The organism is Ensifer sp. EB106-03-01-XG145 (genome assembly GCF_058792075.1).
In genome coordinates, this window is the sequence record NZ_JBYTEC010000002.1 from 344,710 (window position 1) to 365,150 (window position 20,441).

The 20,441-nt window shown below is 64.1% G+C and carries 15 protein-coding genes; 8 read left to right on the top strand and 7 right to left on the bottom strand.

Annotation, left to right across the window (positions count from 1 at the left end; translation table 11 throughout):
- Positions 1 to 3 precede the first annotated feature (3 nt).
- Positions 4 to 588, bottom strand: a complete 585-nt coding sequence (locus AC3WWH_RS10210; protein WP_057251784.1) for a winged helix DNA-binding protein — start codon at positions 586 to 588, stop codon at positions 4 to 6.
- Positions 589 to 709: 121 nt separating this feature from the next.
- On the opposite strand from AC3WWH_RS10210, the gene AC3WWH_RS10215 reads away from it, so the two are divergent.
- Both AC3WWH_RS10215 and AC3WWH_RS10220 read left to right on the top strand, forming a co-directional pair.
- Positions 710 to 4,330 carry a hydantoinase B/oxoprolinase family protein gene (locus AC3WWH_RS10215; protein ID WP_113398604.1) on the top strand — a complete coding sequence of 1,207 codons (3,621 nt, stop codon included), beginning with the start codon at positions 710 to 712 and terminating at the stop codon, positions 4,328 to 4,330.
- 288 nt (positions 4,331 to 4,618) lie between these two features.
- Positions 4,619 to 6,520 carry a methyl-accepting chemotaxis protein gene (locus AC3WWH_RS10220; protein WP_058322982.1) on the top strand — a complete coding sequence of 634 codons (1,902 nt, stop codon included), beginning with the start codon at positions 4,619 to 4,621 and terminating at the stop codon, positions 6,518 to 6,520.
- A gap of 71 nt (positions 6,521 to 6,591) precedes the next feature.
- On the opposite strand, the gene AC3WWH_RS10225 is transcribed toward AC3WWH_RS10220, so the two are convergent.
- From AC3WWH_RS10225 to AC3WWH_RS10250, 6 genes are all read right to left on the bottom strand, one after another.
- Positions 6,592 to 8,133, bottom strand: coding sequence for an aldehyde dehydrogenase family protein (locus tag AC3WWH_RS10225; protein ID WP_058322913.1), 1,542 nt, complete (start codon positions 8,131 to 8,133; stop codon positions 6,592 to 6,594).
- Between the two features lie 11 nt (positions 8,134 to 8,144).
- Complete coding sequence (locus AC3WWH_RS10230) at positions 8,145 to 9,026, bottom strand: NAD(P)-dependent oxidoreductase (RefSeq protein WP_058322914.1); 882 nt, start codon at positions 9,024 to 9,026, stop codon at positions 8,145 to 8,147.
- Between the two features lie 190 nt (positions 9,027 to 9,216).
- Entirely contained in the window at positions 9,217 to 10,134 is a 918-nt protein-coding gene (locus AC3WWH_RS10235) for a LysR family transcriptional regulator (RefSeq protein WP_245299172.1), read from the bottom strand.
- A gap of 24 nt (positions 10,135 to 10,158) precedes the next feature.
- Positions 10,159 to 11,316, bottom strand: a complete 1,158-nt coding sequence (locus tag AC3WWH_RS10240; protein ID WP_058322915.1) for a M20 aminoacylase family protein — start codon at positions 11,314 to 11,316, stop codon at positions 10,159 to 10,161.
- A 74-nt stretch (positions 11,317 to 11,390) separates the two neighbouring features.
- Positions 11,391 to 11,906, bottom strand: coding sequence for a hypothetical protein (locus AC3WWH_RS10245; RefSeq protein WP_113398605.1), 516 nt, complete (start codon positions 11,904 to 11,906; stop codon positions 11,391 to 11,393).
- A 14-nt stretch (positions 11,907 to 11,920) separates the two neighbouring features.
- The gene (locus tag AC3WWH_RS10250) at positions 11,921 to 12,739 is read right to left on the bottom strand and encodes a DUF3100 domain-containing protein (RefSeq protein WP_058322917.1); all 819 of its coding nucleotides are present in this window, start codon (positions 12,737 to 12,739) and stop codon (positions 11,921 to 11,923) included.
- 449 nt (positions 12,740 to 13,188) lie between these two features.
- Here AC3WWH_RS10250 and AC3WWH_RS10255 point away from each other — a divergent pair, with 449 nt between their 5' ends.
- The 6 genes from AC3WWH_RS10255 (at position 13,189) to AC3WWH_RS10280 (ending at position 20,173) form a co-directional block, all read left to right on the top strand.
- Complete coding sequence (locus tag AC3WWH_RS10255; RefSeq protein WP_492376972.1) at positions 13,189 to 14,214, top strand: ABC transporter substrate-binding protein; 1,026 nt, start codon at positions 13,189 to 13,191, stop codon at positions 14,212 to 14,214.
- Between the two features lie 166 nt (positions 14,215 to 14,380).
- On the top strand, positions 14,381 to 15,886 hold the full coding sequence (locus tag AC3WWH_RS10260; protein WP_058322919.1) for a sugar ABC transporter ATP-binding protein: 1,506 nt from the start codon (positions 14,381 to 14,383) through the stop codon (positions 15,884 to 15,886).
- Positions 15,886 to 16,878, top strand: coding sequence for an ABC transporter permease (locus AC3WWH_RS10265; RefSeq protein WP_492376973.1), 993 nt, complete (start codon positions 15,886 to 15,888; stop codon positions 16,876 to 16,878). The genes AC3WWH_RS10260 and AC3WWH_RS10265 overlap by 1 nt, the downstream gene beginning before the upstream one ends.
- Entirely contained in the window at positions 16,875 to 17,831 is a 957-nt protein-coding gene (locus AC3WWH_RS10270) for an ABC transporter permease (RefSeq protein ID WP_058322921.1), read from the top strand. Before AC3WWH_RS10265 ends, AC3WWH_RS10270 begins: the two co-directional genes overlap by 4 nt.
- Entirely contained in the window at positions 17,828 to 18,847 is a 1,020-nt protein-coding gene (locus AC3WWH_RS10275) for a LacI family DNA-binding transcriptional regulator (protein WP_492376974.1), read from the top strand. The genes AC3WWH_RS10270 and AC3WWH_RS10275 overlap by 4 nt, the downstream gene beginning before the upstream one ends.
- Positions 18,848 to 18,928: 81 nt before the next feature.
- Positions 18,929 to 20,173, top strand: a complete 1,245-nt coding sequence (locus tag AC3WWH_RS10280; RefSeq protein WP_113398607.1) for a Gfo/Idh/MocA family protein — start codon at positions 18,929 to 18,931, stop codon at positions 20,171 to 20,173.
- The last annotated feature ends 268 nt before the right edge of the window (positions 20,174 to 20,441 follow it).

Consider the following 20,441-nt stretch of genomic DNA (forward strand, 5'->3'; position numbering starts at 1 on the left):
TCGTTACAATGTGGTCGCGGCGCGCGCGGACTGTTCATAGGCGCCCGACATGAAACGCAGGACGGCGGCGATCTCAGAGAGTGTCTCTTCGGAGGGGCGGGCCTTTGCGGTCGACGAGACCAGCAGGCGTTCGCGGATCTGGGCGTAGCGCGTGCAGGCGTCCGACCCCTTGTCGGTGATGAGGATGGTCTTTTCCTTGCCTTCCTTGCCCGTCGTCACCAGGCCTGCGGCCTCGAGCTTGCGGATGGCATAGGTCGCGACATGGGTGTCTTCGATATCCAGCACCAGACAGATGTCGGCGAGCTTCTTGCCGCGGTCGCGATGGCGGATCGTGTGCAGGATCAGGATTTCGATCGGGGAAAGGCCCGGCACGCCGGCGGCCGCCATGCAGCGCATCATCCAGCGATGAAAGGCGTGCGACGCGAGGATCAGGCCGTATTCCACTTCCGAAAGACCAGGGGAACCGCCTTCCGCCAAGTGCGCGGAGGAAACGATCGGGCCGATGGCCGCGACCGGCTTTAGATGTTCGGGCAGGGCGTTTTCGGCCCATTCCCGACCTTCGAAGCTATCCTCAGGCTTCTTCGTCATTCAGCTCTTCCTCATCTTGACGATTTTATGTCATCATTTTATCGACATTTTGTCAACGAACTGCTTTGATGAATTTCCGGGCTTGCACAGTCATGCGGCTCGCGAACGAGAGGGATGGACAATGAGCGCACGCGAAACCGGCAGTTGGGACTTCTGGGTCGACCGCGGCGGCACCTTCACCGATGTCATCGGCCGCGATCCGCAAGGGAACCTGCACGCACGCAAGGTGCTTTCGGAAAATCCGGAAGCCTATCGCGACGCCGCAGTGCAGGGCATTCGCCTGCATCTGGGCCTTGCGACCGGTGCCGCGATCCCGACCGGTCTCATCGGCGAAGTGCGCATGGGCACGACCGTTGCTACCAATGCACTGCTCGAACGCAAGGGCGAGCCGCTGGCGCTCGTGACCACCAAGGGTTTCCGCGACGCGCTGAAGATCGGCTACCAGGAGCGCAAGAAGATCTTCGCAACCGAGATCATCAAGCCGGAAGCGCTCTATCAGGACATCGTCGAGCTCGACGAGCGCGTGCTGGCCGACGGAACAGTCGAAACGCCGCTCGATGAGGCGAAGGCGCGCGCGGCACTCGAAGACCTGAAGGGCAAGGGCTACAAGGCCGTCGCCATCGTCTTCATGCACGCCTACAAATATCCCGAGCATGAGGCGGTCGTTGCCCGAATTGCCCGCGAACTCGGCTTCGAGCAGGTCTCGGTCAGCCACGAAGTCTCGCCGCTGATCAAATATGTCGGGCGCGGCGACACCACCGTCATCGACGCCTATCTGTCACCGGTTCTCCGCCGCTACGTCGCCCAGGTCTCGGGCGAACTCGATATCGCCCGCACCGGCGCGCGCGTCATGTTCATGATGTCTTCGGGCGGCCTCACCGCGGCCGAGATGTTCCAGGGCAAGGACGCGATCCTCTCCGGTCCGGCCGGCGGTGTCGTCGGTCTTGCCAAGACCGGTGAAGCCGCAGGTTTCGACCGCGTCATCGGCTTTGACATGGGCGGAACCTCCACCGACGTCGCGCATTTCGACGGCGAATATGAACGCGCCTTCGAGACCGAAGTGGCCGGCGTGCGCGTGCGTGCGCCGATGATGCTGATCCACACCGTCGCTGCCGGCGGCGGCTCGATCCTGCATTTCGACGGCGAGCGTTTCCGCGTCGGTCCCGATTCCGCTGGCGCCAATCCGGGCCCTGCCTGCTACCGCAACGGTGGTCCGCTCGCGGTCACCGACGCAAACGTCATGCTCGGCAAGCTGCTGCCGGAATTCTTCCCGGCGCTCTTCGGTCCAAACCAGGACGAACGCCTCGATGTCGAGGCCGTGCGCGACCGCTTCACGGCGATGGCCGCCGAGATCGGCGACGGCCGCAGCCCGGAGGACGTCGCTGACGGCTTCATCCGCATCGCGGTTGCCAACATGGTCGAGGCGATCAAGAAGATTTCCGTGCAGCGCGGCTATGACGTCACGCGTTATGCGCTGAGCTGCTTTGGCGGCGCCGGCGGCCAGCATGCGTGCCTCGTTGCCGATCAGCTCGGCATGAAGAGCATTCTCGTGCATCCGATGTCCGGCCTGCTCTCGGCCTATGGCATGGGGCTCGCGGACATCCGTGCCACACGGCAGAAGGCGCTCGGCGTGGCGCTTGACGACAAGGCGCCGGCAGCGCTCAGCACCCTTGGCGCCGAGCTTGAGGTCGAATGCCTTGCCGAACTCGACGCGCAGGGCATAACCCGCGACGAGATCCGCACGCATCTGCGCGCCCATATCCGCTATGCCGGCACCGATACGGTGCTCGCGGTCGACGCGACCTTCCCGGATCATGACGATATCGCCCGCCTGCGCGCCGAGTTCGAAGAGTTGCACAAGCGCCGCTTCGGTTTCGTCGCCGACAACAAGGCGCTGGTCATCGATGCCGTCGAGGTCGAAACGGTCGGCGGCGGTGCCGCCCAGATGGAGCGCGAAGGCGGCTCGATCACGGCGGGAACGCCTGACATCGTGCGGCGCACGCGCTTCTATTCGCAGGGCCAGTTCCACGACGCGCCCGTTCTGCTGCGCGCAGAAATCGCGCCCGGCCAGCGGCTCGACGGTCCGGCGATCATCATCGAACCGAACCAGACCATCGTCGTCGAGGATGGCTGGCAGGCGGAACTGACGGCCAAGGACCACATCGTGCTTCGCCGCGTGAAGGCGTTGCAGCAGCAGAGCGCGATCGGCACCCATGCCGATCCGGTCATGCTGGAGATCTTCAACAACCTGTTCATGTCGATCGCCGAGCAGATGGGCGTGACGCTGCAGAACACCGCCTATTCCGTGAACATCAAGGAGCGGCTCGATTTCTCCTGCGCCGTTTTCGACAACCGCGGCAATCTCGTTGCCAACGCGCCGCATATGCCGGTTCATCTCGGCTCCATGGATGCCTCGGTCGCGACCGCGATCCGCGAGAACCCGGTGATAAAGCCGGGCGACGTGTTCCTGATCAACGCGCCCTATAACGGCGGCACGCACCTGCCCGACCTTACCGTTTGCACGCCGGTCTTCGACGATGCCGGCAAGGAGATCCGTTTCTGGGTCGCCAGCCGCGGCCACCATGCCGATATCGGCGGCATTTCGCCGGGCTCGATGTCGCCGTTGGCCACCAATATCGAGGAGGAAGGCGTCTACATCGACAACTTCAAGCTCATCGATGCCGGCCGGTTCCGCGAGGCGGAACTCGAAGCGCTTCTGAACGGCGCCCGTTATCCGGTGCGCAACATTCTGCAGAACGTCAACGACCTGAAGGCTCAAGTTGCGGCCAACGAAAAGGGCGTCGCCGAACTCAGGAAGATGATCGCCCAGTTCGGCGAGGACGTGGTCGAGGCCTATATGGGCCACGTCCAGGACAATGCCGCCGAGAGCGTGCGCCGTGTGCTCGACCAGTTGCCGGATGGCGAATTCTCCTACGAGATGGACCAGGGCTGCAAGATCGTCGTCAAGATCACCGTCGACCGCGACAAGCGCGAAGCGACCGTCGATTTCACCGGCACGTCTGAGCAGCGCGGCGACAACTTCAACGCCCCGGCGCCGGTGACCCGCGCAGCGGTGCTCTATGTCTTCCGCGTGCTGGTCGAGGCGGAGATCCCGATGAACGCCGGGTGCCTGCGCCCCATCCACATCGTCATTCCCGAGGGCACGATGCTGACGCCGCGCTATCCGGCAGCAGTTGTCGCCGGCAATGTCGAAGTCAGCCAGGCGGTGACCAACTGCCTGTTCGGCGCGGTCCAGAGCCAGGCCGGCGCGCAAGGCACGATGAACAACCTGACCTTCGGCAACCAGAACTACCAGTATTACGAGACGATCTGCTCCGGTGCGCCGGCCGGTCCCGGCTATAACGGTGCCGATGCGGTCCACACCCACATGACCAATTCGCGGCTGACCGATCCGGAAATCCTCGAAACCCGCTTCCCGGTGGTGCTCGAAGATTTCCATATTCGTGTCGGCTCGGGCGGCCGTGGCCAATGGAACGCCGGCAACGGTACCAAACGCACGATCCGCGCTCGCGAGAAACTGGATTTCGCCATCCTCTCCGGCCATCGCCGTGTAGCCCCCTTCGGCATCAAGGGCGGCAGCCCCGGCGAGCTTGGCCGCAACCTGGTACGCCGCAACGACGGCCGGACGGAAGAATTGCCGGGCTGCGCCCACACGGTTCTCGAAGCCGGTGAAGCCTTTACCGTGGTAACGCCGACCGGCGGCGGCTACGGCCGGTCGTAGGCTTCAAAACAAGATCTCCCAAGACTGCTGCGGTGGTCTGCGGGCGGGCGAGCGATCGTCCGCCCGTTTTTCATTTTCGCTCCCGTCTTCATTTTTTGCTGCACTGCGAAAAGCTGCGATCGCTTTTTTAACCCGAATTTAAATTCGAAATTACTAAGTACTTATTGGTCAGTGCGCGCCCTTCGTTCCTCCCCTTAAAGGCGCAGCAAACAGCCGGTCCTCCTCCCGCCGGTATGGCTGACCATGTCCTCCCAACAACGCGATCGCGACATCACAGGAGTCACGGCAGTGACGTTCAAGAACCTATCGATATTGACCAAGGTCGGCCTTGTGGTCGTGGTCATGGGCATATCCTCCATTCTGATCGCGATTGCCGGTGCGCGCGGTCTTTCCTCGCTCGGCGCGACGATCATCGACGTCGGCGCACGCGAGGAAGCGGCGCGCGAGGCGATGGATCTGCGCGTCGATATCATCGCCATCAGCCGCATGACCTATCAGCTTGCCGCAGCGCCGGAGAAGGCCGCCGACTTTGGCCAGGAAACCGAAAAGCGTGCCGAGGAAATGCTCGGCCGTCTGACGAAGATCGAGGCGGTTGCCGATGATGCCGAAGACAAGCTGCTGAACGACATCCGCATCACCCTCAACAGCTACTTCGACGAAATCCGGGCAATGGTCGCCGTTGCTGCCGGCAAGGGCGCGGATACTGCCGTCGTCAAGGCTGCGCTCGACAAGGCGCTCGAAGCCCAGAAAACGGTAACGGCGACGGTCAAGACCTACAGCACCTATTCCGGCGACGCGCTCGCCGCCGCGCGCGCCGAAGCCCTCAAGTCGTCCTCGGTCGCAATGACCATCCTGGCCGCCGCCGCTGCAGCCTGTGTGCTCTTCGGCGTCGGCGTCAGCCTCGTCGTTGCCCGTCGCGGTATCGTCATGCCGGTGCGCGAACTCACTTCCACCATGAGCGAACTCGCCGACGGCAAGCTCGACGGCAACGGTACCGATGTCTCCCGCCAGGACGAAATCGGCGAGATGGCCCGTGCCGTCGAAGTCTTCCGCAAGAACGGTATCGCCATGCGCACGATGAAGGCACAGGAAGCCGCACTGCATGCCCGCAGCAGCGACCTGCAGTCGAACATCAGCGTCGTGGTCGCTTCCGCCGTGGCCGGCGACTTCACCGGCCGCATCACCCAGGACTATGAGAACGACGACCTCAACCGCTTCGCGTCGAGCGTCAACGAGCTCGTGTCGAGCGTCGACCAGACGGTCAACGAAGTCCGCCGGGTCATCGCGGCGCTCGCCGACGCCGACCTGACGCAGAACATGCGCGGCGAATTCCATGGCGCCTTCGCGGAGTTGCAGAAGAACGTCAACCAGACGATGGTGACGCTGCGCTCGACGATGCAGAACGTGCGCACGGCCGCAAGCACCATCAACGACAATTCCGCCGAACTGAGCTCAGCCGCCAACGACCTTTCGAAGCGCACCGAACAGCAGGCGGCGGCGCTTGAAGAAACCGCAGCCGCGCTTGACGAGATCACCTCGACCGTGCGCACGGCCTCCGAGCGGGCGAACGAGGCGCATGAGATGGTGCGCGCCACCAAGGACAGTGCCGGCCGATCCGGCGCGATCGTGCGCAGCGCGGTCGACGCCATGGGCCGGATCGAGAATTCGTCCAACCGCATCAACCAGATCATCTCGGTGATCGACGAGATCGCCTTCCAGACCAACCTTCTGGCGCTAAACGCCGGCGTCGAAGCGGCGCGTGCGGGGGAGGCCGGTCGTGGTTTCGCCGTCGTCGCCCAGGAAGTGCGCGAACTCGCCCAGCGTTCAGCAAATGCCGCCAAGGAGATCAAGACGTTGATCCACAGCTCGGCGTCGGAAGTCGAAAACGGCGTGGCGCTGGTGCGCTCCACCGGTGAGGCTCTGCTGGAGATCGAGACGCTGGTCAACAATGTCAGCGGCCACGTCAACACGATCGCGACGGCGGCGCGCGAGCAGGCAACGGCACTGCAGGAGATCAACACCTCGGTCAACCACATGGACCAGATGACCCAGCAGAATGCGGCGATGGTGGAAGAGACTACGGCGGCAAGCGGCACGCTTGCCGAAGAGAGCCGCCAGCTCCGCACGATGCTGGCGAAGTTCAAGCTCGAAGCGCAGGGTGCACGCGACAGCTGGAGCCGGGCGGCCTGATCGAGAGTCGGGAAAATAAACGGGAAAGGGCCGACAAATGCCGGCCCTTTCTCGTTTCAGGTGCGTATCGATCAAGCTTCCGGCGAATAGCCGAAGACGACGGCCGGATGTTCCGCGGTCTCGACCCAGACGCTTTTCGTTTGCGTATAGGCCATCAGCGCATCGCGCCCGGAAGAACGGCCGTAACCGGAGCGGCCAAAGCCGCCGAAGGGCGACATGACGCTGATCGTCTTGTAGCCGTTGATCCAGAACGTACCTGCACGCACCTTGGAGGCGACGCGATGGGCACGCCCGACGTCGCGGGTCCACACGGCACCGGCGAGGCCGTAGGGATTGTCGTTGGCGAGCGTGATTGCCTCTTCTTCATCGTCGAAGACGGTGACACCGACGACAGGGCCGAAGACCTCCTCACGGGCGATCGTCATGTCCGGTTTGACGTTGTCGAGAATGGTCGGGGCGAAATAGAAGCCGCCGGAGGATTGAAGTGCCGTTGGCTTGGCGCCGCCGGTCGCAAGCGTGGCGCCTTCCGCCACGCCCTGCTTGACCATTTCCTCGATCTTCGCCCACTGACGGGCATTGTTGATCGGGCCGATCTGCGTCGTATCGAGATAGGGATCGCCGACCGGGATGCGCGCGGCGGCCTCGGCATAGCGCTCGACGAACTGCTGGTGCACCGAGCGGTGGACGAGCAGCCGCGAGCCGGCAACGCAGCTCTGGCCGGCGCCGGAGAAGATTGCCGACTGCGCGCCGACGATGGCACGGTCGATATCGGCATCGGCAAAGACGACGTTGCCGGACTTGCCGCCGAGTTCGAGGATGCAGGGCACGACGTTCCTTGCCGCGGCCGCCGCAATGGCTGAACCGGCCAGCGCCGAGCCGACGAAGACGACGAGTGCTGTCTTGGGATGGGCGACCATCGCCTGGCCGGCTGTCACGCCCCGGCCGGCAATGACGTTGACGAGGCCCCGCGGCGCACCGCCGGCTTCGCAGAGCGCGCCCAGCACCAGTGTGCTGAGCGGCGTCAGTTCCGAAGGCTTGATGACGACGCCGTTACCGGCGCAGATGGCGGGTGCGATTTGCCAGCCGCCGGTAAAGAGCGGCGCGTTCCAGGGGGTGATCTGCGCGACGACGCCGACCGGCTCGTTGCGGGTATAGTTCAAGTGCGAGGTCGGAACCGGAATGACCTCGCCATGCAGCTTGTCGCACCAGCCGGCATAATATTCGAACATCTCGGCGACCCGGACGGCTTCGCCGCGGATGTCGCGGATCGGCCGGCCGGCCGAACGGCTTTCGAGTTCGGCGATCTCGCCGGCGCGCTCGCGGATCTTGCGGGCAATCTCGTTCATCACCCGACCGCGGGCCGAGGCGGTCATCGCGATCCACTCGCGCTGGGCGCGCGCGGCTGCCTGCATCGCCGCATCGACCACGTCGCTTCCGGCGTCCTTAAACGTGACAAAGACTTCGCCGGTCGCCGGATCGGTCAGCTTCTGCTCGTCGCCCGAGCCCGGCACCAGCGCGCCGTCGACATAGCTGCCGATTTCGGCGCCGGGAATGATACCGTGGAAGAGGGCGCGGATGCGCTCGGCCTTGGCGGGCATGGTCATGTCGTTCATTGTCGTTCCCTTCAGTTGTCGTTGGCGGGGCGGAAGGCACCCATGCGGGTGAAGTCTTCGGCATTGTCGAGCGGGCTTTCGGCCCAGAGCTTGGCGACAGAGGCAGAGAGCGGCAGATCGGCGCCGGTGCGCGCCGCAAGCTCGCTCGCAAGCCGTACGTCCTTGCGCATCAGGCCCATGGTGAAGCCGCTGTCGAAGCGTCCGTTCATCACCCAGGTCGGGAAATGCACCTCGCTGATCATCGACTTGCCTGAAGCCGCGTTGAGCACCTTCAGCGCCTCGTCCGGATCGAGCCCGGCGGCAAGCGCCAGCTTCAGGCCTTCGCCCGTCGTAACCATGTGGGCGGCCGCAAGCAGGTTGTTGACGAGCTTGGCGACATTGCCGGCACCGCTTTCACCCACATGCAGCGCCTTCGCCGACATCGCCTCGATGACGGGGCCGGCAAGCGCGACGTCTGCATCGCTGCCGCCGATCATCATCGTCAGCTTGCCCCTGGCCGCACCCGCCGGGCCGCCGGAGACGGGCGCGTCGATGAAGCCGTGGCCGAGGCCGGCCAAGGCGGCGGCCAGATCGCGCGAGACATCCGGCTCCGATGTCGAGGTGTCGATGATCACGACGCGACGACCGGCCGATTTCAGCGCCTCGAGATTGGCTTCCATCACTGCTGCGACGTCCTTGGCGGTCGGCAGAGAGAAGACGATGAAATCGGTGTCGAAGAAGATTTCGGCGAGTGAGGCGACGGGCGAAACGCCGCCTTCAGCCGCAAGTACACGCCGCGCCTCGGAAAGGTCGAAGCCCTTGACCGAAAATCCCTTTCCGGCGAGCGTCGTCGCCATGCCGAGCCCCATGGCGCCCAATCCCACCACGCCAACTGTTGTCCGTTTCGCCGTCATGATCCGCTCTACCCTCGTATGATCTTGATGATCCGGCGAAGGTGGCATGCAGGTACGTGAGCGGGTAGACGGCGCGCCCGGTACAATGCGTTGCTGGCATGGCAACGTCTGGATGATGCACGCGGCGGCGCCAGGCGAACGCGCGTGTCACCGTTTCACCGAGAACAGGTGCGCGATTGGAACTGGCTGCCTAGGCCCGAAACGACTGCATTTCGGTTGCCAGGTGCTGGCCGAGCTTTTCGACCGAGAGCGGCAGGCGGCGATGCGCGCGCACCATGAGATGAGCGCTTGCCTCGCGCAGGAGCGGATCGGCAAGATCAATGGCCTGCATGGCGCCACGCGCAATTTCACCGGCGACGGCCGTACGTGGCAGGAAGGTGACGCCGAGGCCGGCGGCAACGAAGCGGCGGAGCACCTCGATCGAATGGGTTTCGAGCAGCGGCGCCAGCGCCAGCCCGGCGTCGGCCGCCACCCGTGCCACCAGTTGCGTCACGCCGTTGCCCTTGCCGAGCAGAGCGCAAGGCGAGGTCAGGCAATCGGCGAGTTTCAGTTCTGTGCGCTTCGACAGCGGATGACCGGTCGGCACGATGACGCAGAGCGGTTGGCGGGCGATCGCTAGCGCGCGGATGCGCGGGTCGGTGAAGGGGGTGTAGGCGATGCCGATATCGGCGTCGCTGTTGGCAATGGCGTCGACGACGTCTTCGGTACTGCCGAGCTCGACGATGTAGCGCACGTAGGAGTGCGCCCTGGAGAACGAGGAAAGCCCGTTTTCCACCAGATCGGCCATGAAGCCCTCGCCGCAGCGAATGCGGATGCGGGTCTGCTGCACGCCGCGGATCTGGTCGAGTTGCTCGGCGAGCAGCCCGTTGTCCTCGAGCACCCGCTTGCCATGTTCGAGAACCAGTTCGCCGGCATCGGTCAGGACCGTGCCGCGGGCGGTGCGCTCGAACAGCGAAAGGCCGATGTCGCGCTCGGTGTCGGCGATCTGCCGGCTGACGACCGATGGTGCCAGCCCCATATGCTCCGCAGCACCCCGGATCGAGCCGATGCGCGCAACCGCCATAAAGATCCTGAGCGCTTTCGCGTCGAGTACGTCCATGGCGGTCATGGATGCGATGGAATCCCTTTGGGGTCAACGACCAAGCGATGTCGCGATCAGGCGTGTCCAGAGGTCTACGCCCTGACCGATGATCGCGTCGTTGAAATCGTAGTGCGGCGAGTGCAGCCCGGGATTGGCGCCCTTGCGCCGGGCACCGAGCCAGAGATAGCAGCCCGGGCGCTCGTCGAGCATGAAGGCAAAATCTTCAGCCGCCATGCTCGGCGGTGCGTCGACGACGGTCAGGGCAGGGGCCTCGGCGGCAACGGAGCGCACAAGGGCGGCAGCAGCCGGGTTGTTGATCGTGGCGGGGTAACGCCGCTGATAGTCGAGCTCCGCCTTGCAGCCGAGGCCTTCGGCAAGCGCCGTGACGAGCGCGCGCATGCGGTTTTCTAGCGTGTCGCCGACCGATTTGTCGAACCAGCGCGTCGTACCCCGGATCACTGCTTTCTCCGGGATGACGTTCCATGCGTCGCCGCCATGGATCTGCGTCACCGAGACAACGGCAGCGTCGAGCGGCGAGATGTTGCGGCTGGCGATCGTCTGCAGTGCCGTGACGATCTGGGCGGCGGCGACCAGCGGATCGGCGCCCTCGTGCGGCATGGCGCCATGGGCGCCGCGGCCGGTGACGGTGATTTCGAAGACGCCGAAGGCGGCCATCATCGCATCGTCGCGGGCGACCACCGAGCCGACGTCCAATGCCGGCCAATTGTGCAGCGCATAGACGGCATCGGCCGGAAAGTCGCGGAAGAGCCCGTCGGCGACCATGACCCGCGCGCCGCCTTCGGCCTCTTCGGCCGGCTGGAAGATGAAGTGAACCGTGCCGTCGAAATCCATTTCGCTTGCCTGCCTCGCGGCGGCAAGCAGCATGGCGACATGGCCGTCATGGCCGCAGGCATGCATCTTGCCGGGCGTCTTCGAGGCATAGCCGACGCCGCTGGTCTCGATGATCGGCAGGGCGTCCATATCGGCGCGAATGGCGATGCTGCGGTTCGACGTGCCTCGCGTCAGCGTGCCGACAAGGCCCGTGCCACCATAACCGTCCTTTACGGCAATGCCCCATTCGGCCAGCCGGCCGGCGATGAAGGCCGCAGTCTGCCGCTCTTCGAAGGCAAGCTCGGGATAGGCATGCAGGTGATGACGCCAGCGGATCGTTTCCTCGATGCGCTCGGGGCTGATGTCGTGGCGTTTCATGGCTTGCATCCTGTGAATGGAGGGATGGTCGGCCGGCCTGCGCGGGCCGGCCAATCCTTGTGTCAGGGTCTCGGCTATTGCCCGAGGCGCAGGAAGAGATCGGCGACGACGACCGAGCCCATGTAAGTTCCGACCATCACGCAGATCGCGACGATGACGATCTTCCAGCCCGAGCGGCGGGCAATCGCGAATTCGCTCGCGGTCAGCGCAAGGCCGCCATAGGCGAGCGCCGGCGTTGCCAGCGCGAGAAAGTTCAGGTGTTCGACCTTTTCGCTGACCCAGGCCGCACCCGGGACGCCCGGGATGGTGATGAGGATCGCGATCAGCGACACCCAGGCGACACCAGGCAGATAGAAAGGCACAAAGCGGGCGAGCGCCAGGCCGACGATGCAGGCGACATAGAGCGTTGCCATGCCTGGCAGCGCCGTCAGCGGCGAGGTGCCGGTGCCGACCCAATTGGCGATAAGCCCGATGGCGCAGGCGATCAGAAGCAAGCCGGCATGGCCGACGACATCGATCTTGCGCTCGTCTTCGGCGTTAAGCGGGAGATCGTCGGCGTAGTTGGCGGAGGTGTTGGTCTGGTTGGCCATGATATCTCTCCCGATCAGGCTTGAGCGCGACGCTCGGACGGCCGAGCCTTGTTGTAGAGCCACTCGGTCAAGGGCAGAGCGACGAACATGCCAACATAGAGGCCGGTGGCATAGGTCAGGATGTTGCTGGCGGCGGCGAGTGCGAGAATGATGTCTTTCTGGTCCGGCACGGCAGCGACGAGTCCGCCGGTGCAGGCCGCCAGCATCGAGCCGGAGCCGACGCCGCAGGACATGGCGAGTGCGCGCACGTCGAAGATGCCAAGGCCTTGGACGATCGGCGGCATGATGGCAAAGACGAAGGTGCCGATCAGCGTACCGGTGGCATAGACGCCCATGGCGCCCGCACCTTCCGGCGAATTAAGGCCGTACTTGTCGGCGATCAGCGCGAGGTTCGGTTCACGGTCGATCGAATAGGTGGCGCCGACGGCCTCGCGGCCCATCTTGAGCAGGAATACCGCGACCGGGAAGGCGACGAGAATCGTGCCGAGATTGCCGAGCTCCTGGAGCACCAGCGCCGGGCCGGCCTCGATGATCTTGGAGATCTGCGGGCCGACGGTCGTTCCGAACTTGGCGATGAACGGCATGATGGCGACGGTGATCATCGCGCCGGAAAGCTTGACCGCATCGCGCGACAGGAACTTGGCGCTCGCCTTGAAAATGGCGGGATTGACGAGGATGCCGAGCGCGAAAGCGTAGAGGATCGGCAGGAAGATGACGGTGCCGATGCCGATCGGAAGGCGTTGAATGCCGATCAGCTCGGAGACGATGACGATCGCCAGCACAAGGATGTGCAGATAGAGCGCGCCCGAGGCGGCTCCGGTTTTTCCGGTCATGATGTTCTCCTCTGGTTGGGAGCCAGTTGTTGTTCTTTGCCCAGATCTCACAGTAGGGGGAGAGGGCAAATTGCGGCTAGCCGGCCGGCAAGCAACGAAGTGTTGCGATTTGAGCAACGGCCCGGCCGCGGCCCCGGCGGCAATCGGGATCAGTCCCGCAGCGCCTTCATGTCATGGCTTCATTCCTGCATTTCATTCCAGCTGGCGTCACGACGAATCGTCGTCGCCTCTGCCCCAGCTGTTGCACAGCGGGAAGGGGGAGCCAAGCGCTATTGCCCACCGCTCGCACCACTTCGGGCGAGGCGGGTTTTTGGCCCTTGCCGCTATCAATCACTCCAGATCCCGGTTCGCCGTTGAAATTGAAAGCCCCGCAAAATTCGCTGAAAACTCCCATTGAAATCGATTACATTTTCTGGCTTGATAGGTTTCGCAAGATTTGGGAGGATCTTATGAAGAAATTTATCGCTGCGGCGCTTGGCGCTGTCGCAACTATTGCCATTTCCGCTTCTTTCGCCAATGCCGAGACCTTCAAGATCGGCCTATCCAACGGCTGGGTCGGCAGCGAATGGCGCACGCAGATGATCGACGAGGCCAAGGAGGCCGCGGCGAAGTGGAAGGAAAAAGGCGTCGACGTCGAAGTCTCGGTCCAGAGTGCCAATGTCGACGTGCCCGGGCAGATTGCGCATGTGCGCAACTTCATCGCCGAGGGCGTGAACGCCATCATCATCAACCCCAACAGCCCGACCGCCTTTGATCCGATCTTCGCCCAGGCGAAGGAAGCCGGCATTTTGGTAATCGCGACGGACGCCGAGGTTTCCTCGCCGGACGCGACCTATGTCGGCATCGACCAGACGGCCTGGGGTGCGGCAGGCGCCAAGTGGTTGGCCGATACGCTCGGCGGCAAGGGCAAAGTGGTCGCGATCAACGGCGTCGCCGGTCATCCCGCCAATGAGATGCGCGTTGCCGGCTACAAGAGTGTCTTCAAGGACTTTCCGGATATCCAGGTGGTCAACGAGGTCAACGCCAACTGGGATCAGGCGCAAGGCCAGCAGGCGATGCAGAACATCCTTGCGACCTATCCCGACATCAACGGTGTCGTCGTGCAGGACGGAATGGCGGCCGGCGCCTGGAAGTCGATCATGGACGCCGGCAAGACCAGCCAGATCGCCGCCACCGGCGAAATCCGCAAGGACTTCATCGACCTCTGGGTGAAGGACAAACTGAACTCCGGCGCAACCGTCAACCCGCCCGGCGTCATGGCGAGCGCGCTCAACGTCGCGGTGCTGATGCTGCAGGGCAAGGAACTGAAGGAGCCGGCAACGGCGGGGCAGTACAAGAACGCCATCTATCTGCAGATCCCGTTCATCGACTCCAAGAACCTCGGGGACGCCGCCAAGCAGCTCGACGGCAAGCCGGGTTATTACTCCTACACCAACGCGCTTTCGATCGACGACGCGACGGCGTTGTTCAAGTAAGCTCTGGTTTCGCCGGGCAGCTCGCATCTGAGTTGCCCGGCGGCCAATGCCGCCGACGGCTCCCAAGTGCAGGGTCGAATCGGGCATGAAAATCAGCTGCAGCGGAGCCCGCCCAGGCGCGGCTTGAGGTGGTGCAGCAAGCAACCAAAATGGTGGACGACAGCCGATGTCGAAACTGAGACTGAACGGCGTGAGCAAGGCTTACGGCGCAACGCTGGCGCTACGCCGCGGCGATCTCGAAGTCGCCGCCGGCGAGGTGCATGTGCTGATGGGCTCGAACGGCTCCGGCAAGAGCACGCTCTGCAAGGTCATCGCCGGCAGCGTGCGCCCCGACGGCGGCCAGATCCTGATCAATGACAAGCCCGTGACGATTTCCGGGCCGCAAGCCGCGCGCGTTGCCGGCATCGGCATCTTCTATCAGGAACTCAGCCTGGCCAGCCATCGTTCGGTCGAAGAGAACATCTGCCTCTCCGCCCTGCCGGTGAAGGCCGGCTTCTTCATCGACCGGCGGGCGCTGAAGGCGCGGGCGGCGCGTTACATCGCGCTGTTCGCCGAGGTCGCCGGCGAAGGCTTCCACGCGGAGGCGCTCGTTGGCAATCTTAGGGCCGACCAGCGGCAACTGGTCGAAATCATGAAGGCGCTCGCCAGTGAAGCACCGATCCTGATCTTCGACGAGCCGACCTCGGCGCTCGATCGCGCCCAGGTCGATCGCTTCTTCGAAATCCTTCGTGGCCTCAAGGCGCAAGGGCGCGGCGTGATCTTCATCTCGCACCGAATGGACGAAATCACCGCGATCGGCGATCGCGTGACGATCATCCGCGACGGCGAGACCATCGAGACGCTCAAGCTCTCCGATACCGATCCAGCAACGGTGATCCGGCTGATGGTCGGCGGTGCCAGCGACATGCCGGCGGCCCGGTCCTCGGCGCCAGCGGTGGTGGAAACCCGGGCGAAGGCGGCGATCTCGGTCCGAAATCTATCCGGCAAGGGCTTTCGCGATGTCAGTTTCGAGGTGGCACGGGGAGAGATCCTCGGCCTTGGTGGCCTGCACGGCCAGGGGCAGTCGGCGCTGCTGAGAGCGATCTTTGGCGCAAGCGCCGTGACGTCAGGTGAGGTGACGATCGGCGGCGAACGCTATGACGCCAAGAGCCCGCGCGATGCGATCCGGCGCGGCTGCGCCTATGTCTCCGGCGACCGCGGCCGTGACGGGGTCATCAGCGGCCGCCCAATCATCGAGAATGTCACGCCGATCCACTATCTCCGCGACCGGCTGATGATTGCGCGGCCCTCAAGCCTGAAAAACAAGGCGATGCCGGCGCTCGAGGCGATGCACACGAAATTCGCGAGCCTGTTCCATCCGATCAATTCGCTTTCCGGCGGCAACCAGCAGAAGGTGATCATCGCCCGTTGGCTGATCGACCGGCCCGACGTGCTGCTGCTCGACGATCCGACCAAGGGCATCGACCTCTCGGCGAAGGCCGATCTCTTCGCGCTGATCCGGCAGCTTGCCGCCGAAGGGCTGGGCATCCTGCTCTATTCGTCCGAGGACGCCGAGTTGCTTGGCAATGCCAACCGGATCCTCGTCTTCAACGGCGGCTCGGTGACGCGCGAACTGACCGGTGACGATCGCACCCGCTATAATCTCTACCAGGCTGCATACGAGGCCGCGTGATGACATCGACAACGACCGACATGCGAACTTCCGGGACGGGCGGCCTCCGTTCCTGGCTGGAGCGCTACCCCTTCCTGCCGGCGCTTGTGATCGTCGTTGCACTGCTGGCGCTCAACGGTGTCTTTTCGCCGAACAGCCTGAGCTTCCGCTCGCTGACTGGACTTCTCAGCACCTATATGGCGCTGATCATGCTGGCGATCGCCCAAACCTATGTGGTGTCCGCCGGAGACATCGACCTCTCGGCCGGCGCGACGCTGTCGCTGGTCAACGTGGCGATCGTCGTTTTGATGGAGCGCTGGGGCGGCGGTGCCGGTGCGGTGCTGCTCGCGCTGGCGCTTGGCGTCTTGATCGGCCTTGCCTGCGGCCTGGTCAACGGCCTCGTCGTCGCAGCCCTTCGCCTGCAGGCGATCGTCGCCACCTTCGCCACCAGCATCTTCTTCACGGGCCTGGCGCTCTACGTCATGCCGGTCGCCGGTACGCCGGCGCCGGCGCTCTTCTGGCGCACCTATGGCGGACGCCTGCTCGGCCTGCCTTTCGTCTTCTACGTGCTCGCGGCTCTCGCCGTGCTGCTCTATCTCCTGTCGCGCACCCGTATCGTGACCGAACTGCTGGCCGTCGGCGATGACCAGCAGGCCGCCTATCAGACGGGGCTGCCGGTCGTGGCTGTCCGCATTAGGGGCTACCTGCTCAGCGGCCTCTTCTCGGCGCTCGCGGCCTTCTGCCTGACCGGCGATACGGCCAGCGGCGATCCGCTCGTCGGCGGCAAGATGACGCTCTACAGCGTCGCGGCGGTCGTGCTCGGCGGCAGTGCGCTCGCCGGCGGCTGGACGACGGTGGTTGGTTCGCTGCTCGGCGCTCTGACGATCGGCCTCGTCAACTCGCTGGTCTTCTTCATGGGCACGCCTTCGGAATGGCAAAACTTCGTCCAGGGCCTTGCCATTCTCCTGGTGTTGATGGCCGGCGTGCTTGCCGGCCGGAGGGCACGTGCATGACTGCGGTTACCACCTTCTTCAAACAACCATTGGTCGTTGCGCTGATCCTCATCGTCGCGCTGCTTTATCTCGGTCAAAGCCTTTCGCCCGGCTTTGCCTCGGCCGACCAGATCCTTCGCCTCCTGATCGTCGCCTCGCTGCTCGGCATTGTTGCCGCCGGCCAGAACGTCGTCATTCTCGGTGGCCGCGAGGGCATCGATCTTTCGGTCGGCGGCGTCGTCTCCTTGTCGGCGATCATCGCCGGCAACGTCATGAACGGCGCCGATGGCGGTATCCTGCCGGCGATGCTGGCCTGCCTGGCGGCCGGCGCGTTCTTCGGCTTCTTGAACGGTCTCGGCGTGACGCTTTTGCGCATACCGCCGCTGGTCATGACGCTTGGCATGCTCGGCGTGCTGCAGGGCCTGCTCGTCGTCATCCGCCAGGGTATCCCTTCGGGTCGGGCCGCGCCGGGGCTTTCGGCCTTCGTCACGCAACCCTTCGCGCTCGGCATTCCCGGTATCATCTGGCTCTGGATCGCGATCGGCCTGTTGATGGCCTTCATGTTGAACCGCACCGTCTTCGGCCACCGCATCTATGCGATCGGCTCGAACGAACATGCGGCCTATATGGCCGGCGTCCCGGTCCGCCTCATGCGCGTCGGTCTGTTCGTGATTTCGGGCATGTTTGCCGCGATCGCCGGGCTCTGCCTGCTCGGCTATTCCGGCTCGTCCTTCGCTAATGTCGGCGAGCAATACATGCTCTCCTCGATCATCGCGGTCGTCTTTGGCGGCACCTCGCTCGCCGGCGGCAAGGGCGGTTACACCGGCACCATGGCGGGCGCCCTGCTGCTCGTCATCCTCCAGGGCATCCTGACGACGGTCAATATCGACGAATCCGGCCGCCAGATGGTGTTTGGCGCGACGCTGCTGCTCCTGATGTTGTTCTACGGCCGTGGGCGGGCGATGCGGGCATGAGCGAGCGGCCGAAAATCAAGGACATTGCGGAGAGGGCCGGAGTCTCGGTCGCGACCGTTTCCCGCGCGCTCAGCGGCTCCAGCCTAGTGACCGACGAGACGCGCAAGCGCATCCACGAGCTTGCGCGCGAGTTGAACTACCGGCCGAACGTCAGCGCAAGAAACCTGAGGACACGCCGGTCGATGTCGGTGCTGCTCGTCGTGCGCGATGTTGGCAACCCCTTCTATCTCGAGATCCTCAAGGGCGTGGAGGCGACGGCCCGGGCGGCCGGCTACGCCGTTCTCATGGGCAATACCGAGAACGATCCGGATCGCGAGGTCGAATACTTCAACATGCTGCGCGATGGCCATGCCGACGGCATGATCCTGATGACCGGCAAGCTGCCGGAGCCGCAGCCGGGCGAAAGCGCCGCGGTTTCTCACCTTCCCATCGTCGTGGCGCTCGAAATGATCGAAACTGCAGGCTTTCCGCATGTGCAGATCGACAATTCTGCCGCGGCGCGTTCGGCGGTTGAACATTTGATCGTACTCGGGCATCGCCGCATCGCCCATATCGCCGGCCCATTGCCGGAGGTGATGGCGATGCACCGGCGTGACGGTTACCGTGCCGCGATGGCAGCCGCCGGTCTGCCGATCCCTGAGGGTTACGAAGTGCGCGGCGACTACCTGCTCGAAAGCGGAGAGGCTTGTGCCACCGCGCTCTTCGATCTGGCGGAGCCGCCGAGCGCGATCTTTGTCGCCAACGACGAGATGGCCTATGGCGCGATCCATGCGCTTAGGCGGCTCGGCCTCGATGTTCCGGGCGATGTTTCGGTCGTCGGCTTTGACGATCTCTATCTGAGCAAGGCCTTCTATCCGCCGCTGACGACCGTCAGCCAGCCGCGCGCCGATATCGGTCGCACGGCGATGTCGCTGCTTCTCGATATCCTGTCCGGCGACGATGTTGCCGCTGCACCGGCCGTCGTGCTGCCGACCGCCCTCAACATTCGCGGCAGCACCGCGCCGCCGAAGAAATGACCAGAGCGGGATGAGGAAACGTGAGGGCGGTATTCCGCCAGCATCCGGCTTGTACAAAAACCGATAGACCGGGAGAACAGAATGACACAGCTACCGAAGCAGACGCTGCGCGTGGGTTTCGTCGGATCGGGCTTCATCGCCCATTTCCATCTGAAATCGATGATCGGTGTGCGCAATGTCGAGGTCACCGGCGTCTTCAGCCGCAAGCCCGAAAACCGGGAGAAATTTGCCAAGGAGGTCGCCGCACTTGGTCTTGGCACCTGCCGCACCCATGGGAGCCTGGAGGCGCTGTTGACGGCCGATGATGTTGACGCGATCTGGATACTCTCGCCCAATTACACCCGCCTCGACGTCATGCGTACGCTGCACAAGGCGGTCAAGGATGGCCGAAGCACGGTGTTTGCCGTCGCCTGCGAGAAGCCGCTGGCCCGCACCGTTGCCGAGGCGCGCGAGATGCTATCGCTTGCCGAGGACGCCGGCCTCAACCACGGCTATCTTGAAAACCAGGTGTTCTGCACGCCGGTGCTGCGCGGCAAGGAGATTATCTGGCGGCGCGCCGCCTCGACCACCGGTCGCCCCTATCTGGCGCGCGCCGCGGAGGAACACTCCGGCCCGCACGAGCCCTGGTTCTGGCAGGGCGACAAGCAGGGCGGCGGCGTGCTCTCCGACATGATGTGCCACAGCGTCGAGGTGGCGCGCTACTTGCTCACGGCGCCCGGCGCACCGCGCAACTCACTGAAAATCAAGGCCGTCAACGGCACCGTCGCCAACCTCAAATGGACGCGGCCCAATTATGCCGAACAATTGCGCAAGCGCTTCGGCAACGAAGTGGACTACCGCAACCGGCCGTCGGAAGATTTTGCCCGCGCCACGGTGACGCTCGAAGACCACGACGGTAACGAACTGATGATCGAGGCGACCACCTCCTGGGCCTATGTCGGCGCCGGGCTGCGCATCCAGCTTGAACTGCTCGGGCCGGAATATGCGCTCGAGTACAATTCGCTGAGCACCGGCCTGAAGATCTTCATGTCGCGCGAGGTCAAGGGGTCGGAAGGCGAAGACCTCGTGGAAAAGCAGAATGCGGAGCAGGGGCTGATGCCGGTGCTTGAGGACGAGGCGGGTGTCTATGGCTATACCGATGAGAACCGCCACATGGTCGAGTGCTTCCGCAAGGGCGGAAAGCCGCTCGAAACCTTCGAGGACGGGCTCGCCGTCGTCGAGATGCTGATGGGCCTCTACCGCTCGGCGGAAATCAACGCGACGCTCAAGTTTCCGGCACCGGAGCTCGAGCATTACGTGCCGGTCGTCGCGCGCCGGAGTGCGTGACGACCGCCTTTCCTCCCCGAACTCCATCACCAAACGTGGAAGGTGTCGAGACGACGGGGCCACGATCTGGGTCGTGCAGTTCATCGGCGACGCTATGCGCCCATCCCACCCGTTCTCGCCGCCGCGAAAGACTGCGGCTGCGAGAGGGCAAAACTCTTTCGGAATTATACGCCCATGTCCGCGATCTTTGTTGACGGGGATCAATGCCGCCGCACGGGCTTCTACCTACGCTGATTTAGACCCTAATTCTGGTCGCCAGGAGAAAACC